This is a genomic window from Sorangium sp. So ce295 (genome assembly GCF_051527405.1).
Lineage (GTDB): Bacteria > Myxococcota_A > Polyangia > Polyangiales > Polyangiaceae > Sorangium > Sorangium cellulosum_B.
Genome location: NZ_CP150324.1, coordinates 1381572 through 1397778 on the forward strand (window position 1 = coordinate 1381572; position 16207 = coordinate 1397778).

The 16207-nt window shown below is 71.5% G+C and carries 9 protein-coding genes; 8 read left to right on the forward strand and 1 reads right to left on the reverse strand.

What is annotated here, in order from left to right:
- Positions 1-9: 9 nt before the first annotated feature.
- A complete protein-coding gene (locus WMF11_RS05145) occupies positions 10-504 on the reverse strand; it encodes a hypothetical protein (protein WP_437976629.1) in 495 nt (164 codons plus the stop codon).
- 459 nt (positions 505-963) lie between these two features.
- Between WMF11_RS05145 and WMF11_RS05150 the strand changes: the two genes are divergently transcribed.
- The 8 genes from WMF11_RS05150 (at position 964) to WMF11_RS05185 (ending at position 16003) form a co-directional block, all read left to right on the forward strand.
- Positions 964-2868 (forward strand): hybrid sensor histidine kinase/response regulator, encoded by a 1905-nt coding sequence (locus tag WMF11_RS05150; RefSeq protein ID WP_437976630.1) that lies wholly within the window; start codon positions 964-966, stop codon positions 2866-2868.
- Between the two features lie 166 nt (positions 2869-3034).
- Positions 3035-3730 (forward strand): DNA-directed RNA polymerase, encoded by a 696-nt coding sequence (locus WMF11_RS05155; RefSeq protein ID WP_437976631.1) that lies wholly within the window; start codon positions 3035-3037, stop codon positions 3728-3730.
- Between the two features lie 104 nt (positions 3731-3834).
- Positions 3835-6351, forward strand: coding sequence for a sensor histidine kinase (locus WMF11_RS05160; protein WP_437976632.1), 2517 nt, complete (start codon positions 3835-3837; stop codon positions 6349-6351).
- Between the two features lie 225 nt (positions 6352-6576).
- Complete coding sequence (locus WMF11_RS05165) at positions 6577-8328, forward strand: protein kinase domain-containing protein (RefSeq protein ID WP_437976633.1); 1752 nt, start codon at positions 6577-6579, stop codon at positions 8326-8328.
- A gap of 494 nt (positions 8329-8822) precedes the next feature.
- Positions 8823-11312 carry a sodium-translocating pyrophosphatase gene (locus WMF11_RS05170; protein WP_437976634.1) on the forward strand — a complete coding sequence of 830 codons (2490 nt, stop codon included), beginning with the start codon at positions 8823-8825 and terminating at the stop codon, positions 11310-11312.
- Between the two features lie 153 nt (positions 11313-11465).
- Entirely contained in the window at positions 11466-11669 is a 204-nt protein-coding gene (locus tag WMF11_RS05175) for a hypothetical protein (protein ID WP_044964020.1), read from the forward strand.
- A gap of 585 nt (positions 11670-12254) precedes the next feature.
- Positions 12255-14342, forward strand: a complete 2088-nt coding sequence (locus WMF11_RS05180; protein ID WP_437976635.1) for a PhoX family protein — start codon at positions 12255-12257, stop codon at positions 14340-14342.
- An 8-nt stretch (positions 14343-14350) separates the two neighbouring features.
- On the forward strand, positions 14351-16003 hold the full coding sequence (locus WMF11_RS05185) for a hypothetical protein (protein ID WP_437976636.1): 1653 nt from the start codon (positions 14351-14353) through the stop codon (positions 16001-16003).
- Positions 16004-16207: the final 204 nt, after the last annotated feature.

A 16207-nucleotide genomic window follows, 5' to 3' on the forward strand; every position in this document is an offset into this window, starting at 1 on the left:
CGCGCCGGCTCATGTCCGGCGGAGGTCCTCGCGCAGCGCGTCGAGCGATGCCCGGAACGCGGCTTCGCTCACGGCGGCGCCCGTCACCGCGGGCAGGAGCTCCGCGAACATCTGCCAGGCTTCCCCGATGTCACATACCCTGTGCGGATAACGCTGGCGGGCAATGAGCGTGAGCCCTGTCACGACGCTGCGAACCATCGCCGCCTGGAACCCCGAGCCCTCGAAGACGACCGCTGAGCACCGGATGGTCGCGCTCGCCTCCGCGAGGAAGCTCGCGATCGCCCTGCGCGCGGGCGCCGATGGCAACGACGCCTCGCTCTCGACGAGGGTGAGCAGCCCTATGCCGCGCGGGTGCTTCTTCGCGAAGTCCGCGCACGCATCCCTCAGGTGGCGCGCGCCGTCCTCGGTCGTCTCGCGGCGCCAGATGACACAGAAGATCTGGTGCCAGGAAGCCAGGATGTAGTCCGGTTGTCTGGTGACCAGGTGCCAGGGGTCAGGATGCATGATCGTGCTCGTTCTGGAGCGGGCGCACCGGAGAGGCTCGCGGGGGCCTCACGGTACACCGGCCAGGGTACACCGGCGTTTCTTCGCCCGCGACACGCGCGCACGCCAACTCGCGCGTGGGCCACCGGGCGTCGGCAACGGATCGGCGCCGCGCGCCCTCGGAGCTGACGGGCAAGACAACCCCGGTGCCCTCGAGGTCGGGTGGCTCGCACTGGACACGTTCGATGGCTCCACAATCGATGAGTCCGTCTTGATACCCTCGAACCGCTCCAGCGGCTGGCGGTGGCCCTGCGCGGCCATCGGTCGGGCGCTCTCGACGCCGGCCCACGCGGCAATTGCTGTGCTCGTCACTCGCCGCTGCCGGCCGCCACGATGACCGCTCGCGGATGCGGAGAGCAGGACGGGAACGGAGAGCCTCGCCGCGTGGCAAACGTGTGACCATGCAGTAGGCTGTGCCGCATGGATCCGACGGGGCTCGGCGCCGATCTGCAATTCCGCATGCTGGTCGAAGGGGTGAAGGACTACGCCATCTTCATGCTGGACACCGAGGGGCGCGTGACCACGTGGAACGCCGGCGCCGAGCAGATCAAAGGATACTCCGCGCAAGAGGTGATCGGCTCGCACTTCTCGCGCTTCTATCCGGCCGAGGCGATCGAGCGGAAGTGGCCACAGACAGAGCTCGCCGAAGCGCGGCGCGTGGGCCGCTTCGAGGACGAAGGCTGGCGCGTGCGCAAGGACGGCTCGATGTTCTGGGCGAACGTCATCATCACGGCCCTCCACGGCCCCGACGGCGAGCTGCGCGGCTTCTCCAAGATCACGCGCGACCTGAGCGAGCGCAAGCGCCAGGAAGAGTCGCTGCGGCAGAGCGAGGAGCGCTTCCGCGCGCTGGTCGAAGGCGTGAAGGATTACGCCATCTTCATGCTCGACCCCGACGGCAGGGTGGCCACGTGGAACGCCGGCGCCGAGCGGATCAAGGGATACTCCGCGCAAGAGGTGATCGGCACGCACTTCTCGCGCTTCTATCCGGCCGAGGCGATCGCGCGCGGCCGCCCAGAGACGGTGCTCGCCGCCGCGCGGCGCGAAGGCAGCTTTGAGGACGAAGGCTGGCGCGTGCGCAAGGACGGGTCGTCGTTCTGGGCGAGCGTCCTCGTCACGGCCATCTACGGCCCGAGCGGCGAGCTGCGCGGCTTCTCCAAGATCACGCGCGACCTGAGCGAGCGCAAGCGCCTGGAGCAGATGGAGTCCAACGCGCGCCAGATGGAGGAATTCGTGGCGATGCTGGCGCACGAGCTGCGCAATCCGCTGGCGCCGATCGCCAACGCGACCAGCGTCCTCAAGCTCGAAGGGAAGGACAACGCCCAGGTCGTCTGGGCAGCCGGCCTGATGGAACGGCAGCTCGGCCAGCTCGTGCGGCTCGTCGACGACCTGCTCGACGTGAGCCGCATCACGCGCGGCAAGATCGCCCTGGAGTCCAAGCGGATCGATCTCGCCGACGTGGTGACGCGCGCGGCGGAAGCGTCCCGGACCTGGATCGACGCGCGCGAGCAGACCCTGGAGCTGCAGCTGCCCGAAGGGCCGCTCGCCGTCGTTTCGGGCGACCTGGCGCGGCTCACGCAGGTGGCGAGCAACCTGCTGCACAACGCGGCGAAGTTCACGCCGCCGCGCGGCTCGATCCGGGTCACGGTGGAGGCGGACGACACGCACGCGATCCTCCGTACCCGCGACAGCGGCGTGGGGATATCGCCCGAGCTGCTGCCGCAGGTGTTCGACCTGTTCACGCAGGGGGATCGCGGCCTCGATCGCGTCGAGGGCGGGCTGGGCCTCGGATTGACGATCGTGCGCCGGCTGGTCGAGCTGCACGGCGGGACGGTCCAGGCGCTCAGCGAGGGGCCCGGCCGCGGCAGCGAGTTCATCGTGCGATTGCCGCGGCTGACGCGCCCCCTCGCGCCGCCGGCGGTGGGCGCTCCCGCGACGAAAGCCGGGCGCAAGCTGCGCATCCTCGTCGTCGACGACAACCGCGACTCGGCCGAGAGCATGGCGCTGCTGCTCAAGCGCATGGGCAACGACGTGCACGCCGTGTTCGACGGCCCCTCGGCGCTCGAGCTCGCGGCGCAGCTCCAGCCGGACGTCGTGCTGCTCGATATCGGCATGCCGGGCATGACAGGAGTTGACGTCGCGCGCGCGCTGCGTCGCACTCCGGGTCTCGCGGGCCTATCGCTGTTCGCGATGACCGGTTACGGCCAGGAATCGGACCGCCGCATGACCCGGGAGGCCGGGTTCGACGTGCACCTGGTCAAGCCGATCCGCGCGGAGGTGCTGAAACAGCACCTGGCGGACATCGCCAATCGTCCTGGAGCCGGCTGAGCGCCTCATCCCGTCGCGCGCCCCGGAGGCGGCGATTCCGCCGTGGCGTCGCCAGGCACCCTCGCGGCGAGCGGCTCGTCGGCCCGCTGTAAGCTGGGCCCGGCCGCCCCGTTGCGAAGAGGTGCGCCGCGGCGATCTCGCCGAGGCCTCCTCAACGAGGGCTTCCATGCCGTTCTCCGTCCACACGACCCACGCCGCGGCGCGCTGGCGCCTGTCCACGGCGTCCGCCCCGCTCTTTCTCGCGCTCCTGTCGCTCCTCGTCCTGGGCTGCGGCCCCCGCCTCGTCCCGTTCACGCACGAGCTCCGGGTGCAGCACGACCTGAGCGACAGCGACGTGAAGAACCTGCAATTTTACGTTTCGCACCAGATCGCGCTGCGCCGAGAGCTCACGGCCGAGAGCTCGCAGGTGACGAGCAGCCACAAGCTCCTGCTCGTCTCCGGGAAGGTCATCGAGGAGGTCGTCGTCGAGGAGCGCACGCCCGGCGTCGTGGTCGCAGCTCGCGGCGGCGCCCTGTCGGTGAGCTTCGAGCCCGGCGCGTCGCTCACGTTCTCCGCGGGCCCTGAGCCATTCACATCCGCGCCGCCCGCGACGTCGTTCCCGGGCTTCGCGACCCCGCCCGATCCGTTCCCCGGCAATGCGGAGCCGCTCCTGGCCAGCCCGAGCGCGGCCGGGGACGGCAGCGGCCCCGGCGGCAACTACTGGCTCGCGGCCGGGCCCGGCCGCGAGATCCGTTACCAGGGCAAGGTGTTCTCGGCCATCGAGGACAGCCTGCGGGCGCACCTCCTGATCGACGCCGACGCGCTCGACGAGGTCGTCGAGCGGCGCACCGTCCTCCCGGGCGTGCGCCTCCCCGCCCGCTGACGCGCGGAGGCGCGCGCCATCGTAACGGCGCGCCGTCGCACGTGCGCACGTGGGGGCGCGCCGTTGCGATGGCGCGCGCCCTGCGCTTCCATGCCGCTCGCCTCGTGACCACGCCGCCGCCGCCCCCGCCCGCCGCGCTCCGCGCCCCGCGCGTCCGCGCAGAGCTCGTCGCGACCGGCTGGGAGCTGTTCTCGGCGCTCCTGTTCCTCTCCGCCGTCGTCCCCGCCGCCCTCACCACGCCGTGGCCGGCGATCCTCCTGCTCTCCTCCCTGGCCGCCTCGGCGGCGCTCTCGGGCTCGCTCACCCGCCGCGGCGACCGCGGCTTCGCCGTCGCGGCGGCGATCCGCGCCCTCTCGTGGCCGCTCGCTGTCTTGCCGCTCGCGTTCCGAGGCGCCCCGACCGCGCCCCCCTCCTGGCCAGGCCCGCTCGGGATCGGCCGCTCGACGCCGCCCTCGTGGCTCGGCCTCCTGGTGACCGCTGTCGCCTTCGGCGTCATGGCGGGCGGCATGCGCCGCGCGATCTACCGCGCCCTGCTCCGCGAAGGCGCCGTCGAGGGCGGCGCCGGAGACGCCGCCTCGGCGCGCGCCCTCGCCGCGGCGCTCCGGCCGAGGCTCGCGGAGTCGGCGGCGACCGCGGGCATCGTCGGCGGGCACGTCATGCTGCTCTTCTGCGTCGCGTTCCTCCGCACCCAGAGCCAGGTCGTGTTCCAGGCGTGGTTCGAGGTCGTCCCCCTCCTCGCCCTCTCCGGCACCCTCGGCTTCACGCTCGCCGTGCGCCCCGCCACGCGCCCGATCCTGGCCGCCCTCGCGGCCGGCCCTTCCGGCGCCCGCGCCCTGCTCGGCCGCGGCCTCGCCCGCGCCGAGCGGCTCCCCGACGTGCTCGCCTCCCTGAACTTCGCGCTGTGGCTCGGGTGCACCGCGATCGGCATGGCTTACGTGCGCGTCGGGGCCACCTCCAGCGTCGCCGACGCGCTCATGCAGCTCGGCTTCGGCGCCCTCTTCGCCTTCGGCGTCTCGTTCTACCAGCGCGCCTGGCACAAGGACTCCGTCGCCCGCGCGGTGGACCTCCTGCGCGCCTGGACGGGCGCGCCCGAGCACGGCGGCGCGCCCCCGACGCCCCTCCGGCGGCGCATGCTGCGCGACTTCGGGCTGCCCCTTTTGTTCACGGGGCTCCTCTCGCTCTTCTCCTCGATCGGCCTCTACCGCGCGCTCGCCACAGGCTCGTCGTTCGACGAGGACTTCAACGCGATCACCGCGCTCTTCGCCTCGCTGTCCCTCCTCGTCCTCGCCGCCCTCGGCGTCGTCGCGCGGGCGGCGCGCGAGCTCTCCAGGCCGATGGCACAGCTCGCGCGCGCCGCCGACGAGGTCGCGCGCGGCGAGCTCGACGCCGCCGTGCCGCGGCTGTCAGGGCCGAAGGAGGTCGTGGGCCTCGGCGAGAGCGTCGAGCGCATGCGGCAGGCGCTCTCCCGGACGATCGCCGAGCTCGAGGCCGAGCGCGCCGGCCTCGAGGAGAACGTCGCCGCGCGCACCGCCGAGCTCACCCGCGCCCTGTCCGAGCTGAAGCGGACGCAGGCCGCGCTCATCCAGGGCGAGCGGCTCGCCTCCATCGGCGAGCTCGTGGCCGGCGTGGCGCACGAGATCTATAACCCCCTGAACGCCATCGCCGGCGCCGCCCAGCCGATCGAGGAGCGCGCCGCGGAGCTCCGCGCCGTCCTCGACGCGTACCGCGAGGCGGAGCGCGATCTCCCGGGTGAGCGCCGCCGCGCGCTCGAGGCGCTCCGCGAGCGGCTCCAGACCGAGGCGGCGCTCGACGATCTCGCCGGCATCTCGACCCTCGTCCACCGCGCGGTCGAGCGCAGCGTCCGCATCGTCACGAACCTGAAGAGCTTCTCGCGCGTCTCGGGCGAGCCGCTGCCGGTCGATCTGCACGCGGGGCTCGAGGAGACGCTGCTCCTGCTCGGCCCGCGGCTCCGGCAGGCGCGCATCGAGGTGATCCGGCGCTACGGCGAGCTGCCGCCCGTCACCTGCCGGGGGGGCGAGATCAACCAGGTGTTCATGAACCTCCTCGTCAACGCCATCCAGGCGCTCGAGGCGCCGCCGGCGCCCGCCGCGCCGGCAGAGGAGGGGACCTCCGGCGGCGGCGCGGCGCCGCGCGCGCCCGGCGAGCCGGCGATCTGCATCGAGACCTGGGTCGACGACGACATGGCGGCCGTCGCGATCTCGGACAGCGGGCCGGGCGTTCCGCCGGACCTCGCCCCGCGGATCTTCGATCCGTTCTTCACGACGAAGCCGCGAGGGCAGGGGACCGGCCTCGGGCTGTCGATCTCGACCGAGATCGTCCGGCGGCACGGCGGCACGCTCGCCCTCGCGGCAGCACCAGAACCAGAACGAGAAGGAGAAGACGGCGACGGCGGCCGCGGCGGACACCCGTGCCGCGGAGCGCCGGCCTCGGTCCACGGCGCGCGCTTCGTCTGTCGCCTGCCCCTCGATCCTCGCCCGGCGAGCGCCCGTCCGCAAGGCGATACCCCTCCTCCCGCGCGGCCGCCCGCGGAGGCGAGCCCGCCCGAACGGCCGTCCGCCGAGGCGAGCCCGCCTGCTCGGCCTAACGCGCGGCTAGGCTAGGCTCGGCTAGGCTCGGCTCGACGAGCGCGTCATCGGCGCCGGTCTCCCACCCCACCTCCCCACGGAGCTCGCGCGATATTCATCGCAACCCGACCGCGGGCCCGTAGACCAGCTGTTTCAAACCGGATACGTTCAGCGAGCGATCCGACTCACCGCACAGCGCAATAGGGCCCTGAGAGACGAGAACGGCTCTTCTGGGGAGCGCTGAGGAGAAACGAAGGCACCATGGAGCGCGCGATTCAGCGACCGGCAGGTCCCAAGGCTTCGAGCACCGATCCGTTGATCGGGAAGGTCGTGGCCGGCAGGTACCGGCTCGAGGCACGGCTTGGCGAAGGCGGCATGGGCGTCGTCTATCGCGCCCGCCACGTGCTGATCGACCGGGTCGTCGCACTGAAGCTCATCCGGCCCGATCTCCGCGGAGAGACCCACCTCCGCGCGTGGATGCTGCGCGAGGCGCGCGCCGCAAACCGCGTTGATCACGCCCACATCATCGATATCCACGACATCGGCGAGACCGAGGAGGGCGAGCTCTATCTCGTCATGGAGTACCTCGTCGGCACGCCGCTCTCGGCGGAGCTCGCGCGCGGCCCGATGCCGATCGCGCGATCGGTGGACATCCTCGAGCAGATGTGCGCCGCGCTCGCGCGCGCCCACGACCTCGGCGTCGTGCACCGCGATCTGAAGAGCGACAACATCCTGCTCACCCACCGCGGCGGCCGGAAGGATTTCGTCAAGATCCTCGACTTCGGCCTCGCCGCCATCGCGCGCGACCCGCGCCTCGCCCCGAAGGGCGCGGTCTTCGGGACGCCCGAGTACATGTCGCCCGAGCAGGCGCGCGGCGAGGAGGCGACGGCGCAGTCCGACCTCTACGCGCTCGGCGTGCTCTTCTTCGAGATGCTGACCGGGCAGCTCCCCTTCCGCGCGAACGACCGCGACACGCTCCTCGAGATGCAGCGGACCCACGCGCCGCCGCGGCCCCGCTCGATCCGCCCCGACGCGCACTCGCAGGGCGAGGCGATCGTGCTGCGCCTGCTCGAGAAGGACATCCGCAAGCGCTACCGTGACGCCCACCACCTCCAGGAGGAGCTGAAGGCGCTCCAGCGCGGGCTCCCGGCCCACGCGTGGGAGGTCGAGGGGAGCGACGGCGTGCCGGTGCCGCCGCCGCCGCCGCCGCCGCAGAGCGCCGGCGTCATCGAGTGGGCGAGCCGGGCGGCCCTGTTCTCGCGCATGGTCTCCCGCGCCTACCCGTCCGGGCAGGTGCCGCAGGAGGTCCAGAACGGCCTTGCGCAGGCCTGGGACCTCGCCGCGCGCGCCAACAAGCTCGAGGGCGAGGTCGCGAGCCTCACCCGCAAGCTCGAGGCGCTCGAGCGCCGCGGCCGCGCGCTGCGCGCCGAGATCGGCCGCAAGGTCGAGGAGCTCGCGCACGAGGAGTCGCGCGTGATGCGCGAGGCGATGGCGGACGGCGAGGACGTCGAGAAGGTCCGCGTCGAGCTCGCCGCCGCCGAGAAGCTCGCGCTGTCCGCGCGCCAGCTGGCGGACGGGGCGGTCCGCCAGGGCAACCACGATCCGCTCGTCTACGAGCGCGCGGGCGCGGCCGGCGCGACCGCGCAGGCGAAGCGCGAGCAGCTCGGGCGTTACGAGCACAAGAAGAACACGCGCGAGGCGAACGCGCGCGACCTGCGGCGCCAGATCGACGAGCTCCGCGCCCAGCTCGCCCGCTACGCCGAGGCCCTGGAGGAGGACCTGGCGCAGGGGCGCGAGCGCGTCGCGGCGCGCACGCGCGAGGGGCTCGCCTACGAGAAGTCGTTCAGCGAGGCCTCCAACCTGCTGCTGAGCCACCTCCGCAACAAGCCGGAGTGTCGGGATCTCGTGGCGGAGCTCCTCACGTCCCACGCCAGCCCTGGCGCGGACTCCGGCTCGGATCAGCGGCTCTCCGGCTCGGATCGCCGGCTGAACAACGCGACCGAGCGCAACTGAACACGGACGAGCACAGCTGAACACGATCGAGCGCAGCTGAAAGCGTCCGAGCGCAGCTGAATACGACCGGACGCGAAAGCGTGTGACAGCGTTCGGTCGTGCGCGTTTCTTTCTTTCACCATCGTACGTATTTCTTTCACCATCGTACGTAATCTCCCTAAGTGATCTCCTGACGTCGCGCCGCTGACAGGCCCTCTCGTCGTGGGCGCGCATCGCGCCCTCTCGACGGCGTCTCGGGTGCATGGTAGCTAGCGCGCGCCTCGGGGGTCCGGTGACGGTGGAGGCATGCCTGGCAGCTCTGGGCACTCCGACACCCTCCGGTCGTCGAGGGACGAGGCTGTGCTGAAGCGTCAGCGTTAGAGCAAGAGCCACTCCGGCAGCGCGCCGGTCCCCTTCCCCTTTACGCAGGCGGCCAACCCCTCGGAACCACGAAGCTGCGGGCGGCGATGGCGCCGTCCTCTGCCTTCGGATTTTGCGATGGAGGCACACCGTCAATGAACGTCATCCGGTCCCAAAAGGCCTGGCTCGCACCGATGCTGGCCGGGCTCGCCGCGCTTGCCCTGCTGCTCAGCGGCGGGCTCGCCAGCGCCAGTGAATCCGATCTGGTCCTCCCCGACCTAGGCACCCAGTCCTTCGGCGGCATCGACGGCCGCACGCTCCTCATGGGCGGCATCGGCGTCTGCGCGCTCGGGTTCGTGTTCGGGCTCGCCATTTACTCGCAGCTGAACAAGCTCCCGGTCCACCGCGCGATGCGGGAGATCTCGGAGCTCATCTACGAGACCTGCAAGACGTACCTGGTCACGCAGTTCAAGTTCATCCTGGTCCTGGAGATCCTGATCGGCGCGGTCATGGTTCTCTACTTCGGCGTGCTGCGTCACATGGATGCCGGCAAGGTCGTGGTCATCCTGCTGAGCAGCCTCGTCGGCATCGCCGGCAGCTGCGGCGTCGCGTGGTTCGGCATGCGCATCAACACGTTCGCGAACTCGCGCGCCGCGTTCGCGAGCCTCAAGGGCAAGCCGTTCCCGACGTACGCGATCCCGCTCAAGGCCGGGATGAGCATCGGCGCCGTCCTTATCAGCACCGAGCTCATGCTCATGCTGATGATCCTGCTCTTCATCCCGGGCGACTACGCCGGCCCGTGCTTCATCGGCTTCGCCATCGGCGAGTCGCTCGGCGCCTCCGCGCTCCGCATCGCGGGCGGCATCTTCACGAAGATCGCCGACATCGGCTCGGACCTCATGAAGATCGTCTTCAACATCAAGGAAGACGACGCGCGCAACCCGGGCGTCATCGCCGACTGCACCGGCGACAACGCCGGCGACTCGGTCGGCCCGAGCGCCGACGGCTTCGAGACGTACGGCGTCACCGGCGTCGCGCTCATCTCGTTCATCCTCCTCGCCGTCCCCGACACGGCCGTCCAGGTCCAGCTGCTCGTCTGGATCTTCGTGATGCGCATCGTGATGGTCCTCGCGAGCATCGGCTCGTACCTCCTCAACGAGGCGATCGCGAAGGCGTCCTACGCCGACGCCGACAAGATGAACTTCGAGGCCCCCCTGACGCGCCTCGTCTGGCTGACCTCGATCGTGTCGGTCGCGCTCACTTACGCCGTGTCGGCGTTCATGATCCCGAACCTCGGCGGCGACACGACGCTCTGGTGGAAGCTCTCGTCGATCATCACCTGCGGCACCCTGGCGGGCGCCATCATCCCGGAGATGATCAAGATCTTCACCTCGACCGAGTCGCGCCACGTCCGCGAGGTCGTGACCGCGTCGCGCGAGGGCGGCGCCTCGCTGAACGTCCTGTCGGGCCTCACCGCCGGCAACTTCAGCGCGTACTGGATGGGCATCGTCCTCGTCGTGCTGATGGGCATCTCGTACTACTTCTCTGCCCAGGGCCTCGGGCAGCTCATGATCGCCGAGAGCGTGTTCGCGTTCGGCCTCGTGGCGTTCGGCTTCCTCGGCATGGGCCCGGTGACCATCGCGGTCGACTCCTACGGCCCGGTGACCGACAACGCGCAGTCGGTCTACGAGCTCTCGCTCATCGAGAGCGTCCCGAACGTCGAGGCCGAGCTGAAGAAGGATTTCGGCTTCACCCCGAACTTCGACAAGGCGAAGCACTACCTCGAGGAGAACGACGGCGCGGGCAACACCTTCAAGGCGACGGCCAAGCCGGTGCTCATCGGGACGGCGGTCGTCGGCGCGACGACGCTGATCTTCTCGATCATCGTCGTGCTCAGCAACACGCTGGTGAAGAACGCGGCGAATCTCACGCCCCAGGAGCGGTTGAAGGAGATCATGGGCCTGCTCTCGCCGCTCCACCCGCCGTTCCTGCTCGGCCTCGTGACGGGCGGCGCGATCATCTACTGGTTCACCGGCGCGTCGACCCAGGCGGTCTCGACCGGCGCCTACCGCGCGGTCGAGTTCATCAAGGCGAACATCCGCCTCGATGGCGTTGAGAAGGCCTCGATCACCGACAGCAAGAAGGTGGTCGAGATCTGCACGCAGTACGCGCAGCGGGGGATGTTCAACATCTTCCTCGGCGTCTTCTTCTCGACGCTCGCGTTCGCCTGCCTCGAGCCGTTCTTCTTCATCGGCTACCTCATCAGCATCGCGCTCTTCGGGCTCTATCAGGCGATCTTCATGGCGAACGCCGGCGGCGCCTGGGACAACGCGAAGAAGCTCGTCGAGGTGGAGCTAAAGGAGAAGGGCACGCCGCTCCACGCGGCGACGGTCGTCGGCGACACCGTGGGCGACCCCTTCAAGGACACTTCGTCCGTCGCGATGAACCCCATCATCAAGTTCACGACGCTGTTCGGCCTCCTCGCGGTCGAGCTGGCGATCGAGATCGACCGCGGGACGAGCCTCGTTCTCGCGGGCATCTTCTTCGTGCTCTCGACGGTGTTCGTGTACCGCTCCTTCTACGGGATGCGGATCAAGTCGGACGAGAAGCCGACCGCCGCTGCCGGCGCCCGCGCCACGGCCTGAGCCGGGCGTCTCCTCTCGCGCTCGGCGCTCCCCGCGCCCTTTCGCCCCCCTCTCGCACGCGCTGACCTCCCCCGCCGCCCGACGCCGCTCCGCGGCCGTCGGCGCGCAGGGGAGGGCCTTGCGCCCAGCGCGCCCGCACTATAGGGACCCTTCATGCGAGCGCTCTGCCCCACCTGCGGCCTCCATCACGAGGTAGTCCGGGTCCTCGAAGACGGACACGGCGAGCAGCGCAAGGACGTCTATCAGGTAGAGCCGCTCCTCGGCTGCGAGCGCACCTGGATCTCGGACAAGGAGCTGCTCGAGGCGCGCGCGCGCTTCGGTCAAGACGTCGTCGTGCCCGACGAGGACGACGAGTAGCGCGGCGACGACGGCCGCGCGGTCATGGCGCCTGCGCGGTCATGACGAGCGAGGCGGCTCCGCCGGTCCTCCGAGGGATCTTCGCCGTGGCCCCGTTGCGTGGCCGCCGGTCGTGCGGTGCTCATGACACGCCCGATCGAGGGTCAGGGGATCTCTGACAACAACTCGTCGCGTGAGGGGCATTGGGGCGCCACCGTCGCCAGGCATCGTCTGCGGCCATTACCCGGCGGAGACGAGGACATGATGACGAGGCGGACCCTGAGGACGGCGTTGCTTCTGGTGCTCGCAGGCGGTCTTGCCGCGATCGGGAGCGGTTGCGGCGAGGATGGCGCGAAGGGCGCGCCCGGGGCGCCCGGTGAACAGGGCGCGCCGGGCAAGGACGGCGCGAACGGGGAGCAAGGGGAGCCAGGGGCGCCTGGGGAGCCAGGGGCGCCTGGGGAGCCAGGGGCGCCTGGGGAGCCAGGGGCGCCTGGGGAGCCAGGGACGCCAGGGGCGCCAGGGGCGCCAGGGGCGCCTGGTGAGCCCGGTGCACCCGGTGAGCCCGGTGCACCCGGTGAACCCGGGGCGCCCGGCGAGGACGCGCCGGTGTGGAGCAGCGCCGCGAACCTCGCGCACTACGTGAGGGAGCGCGTCGCGCTGTTCGCCGCCGGCACCTTGCCCGAGGGCGAGCAGTTCCCGCTCCGCGCGGCCGCGACGGACACCCTCCGGGCGCTCGCCGGCGTGCGCTCCGACATCGTGGTGACCTGGCTCGATCCGCTGACCTTCAGCGCCGCGCCGGAAGCGCCCCGCTTCGGCGCCAACAACGATTACACAGCGTTCTTCGGCGAAGGGTGGGCCGCCACAGCGGGCGACGCGCCGCAGTGGAACGGCTCCGCCACCGCCGGGTGGCTCTGGGTCAACCACGAGTACGTCTCCGGGCGGAGCCCGACGGTCAGCTCCGCGCCGACCGGGCAGCACCTCACGCTGGCCCGGCACCTGCGCAAGCTCGGCGTCCTCACGAATGATGTCGAGTCGAACGTCTGGTCGCAGGCGGACGTCGACACCTATATCCGCTGGGAAAAGAAGGAGGTCGGCGGCTCCTGGCTCCGGACCGTGCAGGACCCGGCGACGGGCGCATGGTCGGTCGACCGGAGCGCGACCGCCGTCCGCTACGACGCGACGAGCAAGACGCTGAGCCGCCTCGCAGGGCACGAGCTCTCGAGTCCGGGCCGCGACGACACGACAGGCGCGGCGCTCGCGGGCGGGCTCGTGGCAGGCATCATGGGCGACTGCGCCGGCGGGCAGACGCCGTGGGGCACGGTGATCACCGCCGAGGAGAACGTGCAGGACTACTACGGTGATCTCGAGGCGAGCTGGTCGGGCGATCAGCGGTTCCTCACCGGCCGGGGCTTCGACCCGGGCGCGCCGGTGAGCCCGGTCTTCGAGGCGAGCACCAGCGCGGAGTTCGGGCGCATCTCCGATCCGAACGGCCGGCAGCCGCGCGACCATTACGGCTATCTCACCGAGATCGACCCGGGGCAGCCCGCGGGCGAGTACGACGGCAAGACGCAGCCGGGCACGGGCCACAAGAAGTTCGGCTTCATGGGCCGCGCCCGCTGGGAGGCCGCGACGTTCGCTGTCGACGACGCGTGGAGGCTCGTGCCCGGTCGGCCGATCGTTGTCTATGGGACCGACGATCGCCGCGGCGGCCGCATCTACAAGTACGTGACCAGCGGCAATTACACGGCCGGGATGACGCGCGCGGCGATCCGCGCGCTGCTCGATGAGGGCAAGCTCTACGCGGCGCACATGGCCGGGCTCGACAACACGACAGGCAACACCCTGGTCGCGACCCACGCGGCCCCGACCGAGGCGGCCCCGGGCACGGGGCAGTGGATCGAGCTCTCCGTCGACAGCGCCGCCATCGCGCCGAACGCGGCAGCGCTCGGCGACCCGGCCAGGACGGTCGGCGATGCGCTGCGCGACGTGAGCTGGAACCGGATCGGCGGCTTCCAGACGGATTACGACGTCTGGCGCGCGCTGTTCACGGTGAGCAACAAGGTCGGGATCATGGAGCTGAACCGGCCCGAGGACATCGAGTGGAACCCGCGCGACCCGAGCGGCACGCCGCGCCTCTACGTGGCGTTCACCAACCACACGGGGCAGACGTCGCTCGATCAGGACGGCGCGGTGTACGATCCGGCGACGCACGCGACCCAGTCCCCGAAGCGCGCGGACGCCGTGGGCTCGATCTTCGCTCTGGAGGAGTCCGACCCCGCGAACCCGGGCGCGTCGACCGAGTTCCTGTACTTCGAGGTCTGGCACGGCTCGAAGGGGCAGGGCGACTTCGACGCTTCCTGCCCGGACAACCTGCTCCTCGACCGCGACGGCGGCGTGTGGTTCGGCACCGACGGCAACTTCGGCGTGGCCTCGCACGCGGACGCCTTCTACTACCTCGATCTCGACCCCGCCCACCGCGCTGGCCATCCGGGCGTGACCCGGCCGAGCTTCGGCAAGGCGTTCCGCGTCGTGGCGTTTCCGAGCGACGCGGAGGCGACGGGCCCGTCGTTCACGCCCGACATGGGCACGATCTTCATGTCGGTGCAGCACCCCGGCGAGAACGCCTACAGCACCTGGCCGAAGGGCGACGGGGCCCTGTCGAGCGTGATCGCGGTCACCTTCCTGCCCGAGTGATCTCCGCCATGCCCGCCCGCCGCGCGCGCCTGCTGTCCGCGCCCCTGGCCTTCGCGGCGGTGTCCGCCGTCCTCGCCGCGGGCGCGCGCTGCGGCGGGGGCGGCTACGACCCGCTCGCCACCGCGGCCGCGCGCGCCGGGCGCGCTGGCAACCCCGAGGCCTCGATCCCGCCGATGTGTTACGCGACAACGGCCAGCGGCGCGAACGGCTGCTGGACGTGCCACACGATCGGGATCGGGCCGAACACGCTCGCCGATCACGAGCTCCAGCGCGAGTACAGCTTCTCGGACGCGGCCCGGAAGAACCCCTGGACGAACCTGCTGGAGGACCTCTCGGCCGCCGCCGCCCGGACGAGCGACGCGGAGATCCTCGAGTACATCCGGGAGGACAACTACGCGCCGCTGCGCGAGGCGCTCGCCGCGCGCCGGGATTACCCGGGCTACGTGCCGGATCTCGACCTCGGCGCCGGGCTCGACGAGGAGGGCTTCGCGCGCGACGGGAGCGGCTTCCGCGCGGTCCGCTACAAGCCGTTCCCCGGCAGCTTCTGGCCCACGAACGGCAGCGCCGGCGACGTGTTCCTCCGGCTGCCGGCCGCGTTCCGCGAGGACGCCTCGGGCGCGCCGTCGCGCGCGGTGTACAAGCTGAACCTCGCGCTGCTCGAGGCGGCGATCGCGTCGCCGTCGCCCCTGCCGAGGGAGGGCGCGGCCGGGCCCTCTGGCGCGGCCGCCGGGCGGGAGGTGGAGCCGGTGAGCGAGCTCCTCGCCGGCTTCGATCTCGACGGCGACGGCGCGCTCGAGCCCGCGGTGACGCGCGTCGTCCGCCTGCCCGCGCGGTACGCCGGCGGGGCGGCCGGCGTCCCGGTGCGGGCGTGGCTCTACCCGCGCGGAGCGGAGCTCCTGCACTCGGTGCGGTACCTCGACCCGGATCGCCCGGCGCTGCTCGCCGCGCGGATGAAGGAGCTGCGCTACGCGCGCAAGGTCGACGAGCCGGACGACTGGGCGATCGCGCGCGCGTACGAGCGCGAGGCGGAGGAGAAGGACGAGGGGCAGCCGCCGTTCCACCCGGGCGGGCCCGAGGTCGGCCTGCGCAACGCGTTCGGCTGGCAGATCCAGGCGTTCATCGAGGACGAGCAGGGCCGGCTGCGGCTGCAGACCGCGGAGGAGCACCGGGCGTGCATGGGCTGCCACGGCGCAGTCGGGGTGACGGTGGACCACACCTTCTCGCTGGCGCGCAAGGTGCCCGGCGCGGCCGGCTGGCGGCACCAGGACCTGCGCGGCATGCCCGACGTGCCGCAGGCCGGCCACGCGGAGCCGGAGGTGCTGACCTACCTGCGCCGCGCGCGCGGGGCCGACGACTACCGCGGGAACGCGGAGATGCTCGCCCGCTTCTTCCCGGGCGGCGCGCTCGATGAGGCCGAGGTGCGGCGCGGCGCGCCCGGCGGCGACCGCGATCTCGCGTACCTCGTCGCGCCGTCGCGCGAGCGGGCCCTCCTGCTGGACAAGGCCTACCGCGCCCTGGTCCGGATGCAGCGCTTCGAGGCGGGGCGGGATGTGGCGCTCGGGCCCGCGACGGGGATCCTGCGCGTCGTGGAGGGCGAGTCGACGGGCCTCGGCGAGGCGCAGCGCGTGTACCTCGACGGGCGGGCGCACCTCGCCTGGTGAGGCCTGCGGCTCGGGCGCGAAGAGGGCGGGGCGACGCGCGGGGGGAAGAAGAAAAAACGCAAAGGCGCAAAGGCGCAAAGACGCAAAAAAGAGAGAAGAATGATTGAGCGCTCCTGGGCGCACGGCGATGGCCGAGGCACGGAAATGTGCTGTCCGTCGAAGACGACGCCCGGAGCTGAGAGAGGTTCTATCTCTCCCTTGCGT

Coding starts and splice junctions, on each gene's coding strand:
- WMF11_RS05155 (WP_437976631.1), top strand. CDS start 3,035: ATGCCGTTCTCCGTCCACACGACCCACGCCGCGGCGCGCTGGCGCCTG.
- WMF11_RS05185 (WP_437976636.1), top strand. CDS start 14,351: ATGCCCGCCCGCCGCGCGCGCCTGCTGTCCGCGCCCCTGGCCTTCGCG.
- WMF11_RS05165 (WP_437976633.1), top strand. CDS start 6,577: ATGGAGCGCGCGATTCAGCGACCGGCAGGTCCCAAGGCTTCGAGCACC.
- WMF11_RS05170 (WP_437976634.1), top strand. CDS start 8,823: ATGAACGTCATCCGGTCCCAAAAGGCCTGGCTCGCACCGATGCTGGCC.
- WMF11_RS05175 (WP_044964020.1), top strand. CDS start 11,466: ATGCGAGCGCTCTGCCCCACCTGCGGCCTCCATCACGAGGTAGTCCGG.
- WMF11_RS05145 (WP_437976629.1), bottom strand. CDS start 504: ATGCATCCTGACCCCTGGCACCTGGTCACCAGACAACCGGACTACATC.
- WMF11_RS05150 (WP_437976630.1), top strand. CDS start 964: ATGGATCCGACGGGGCTCGGCGCCGATCTGCAATTCCGCATGCTGGTC.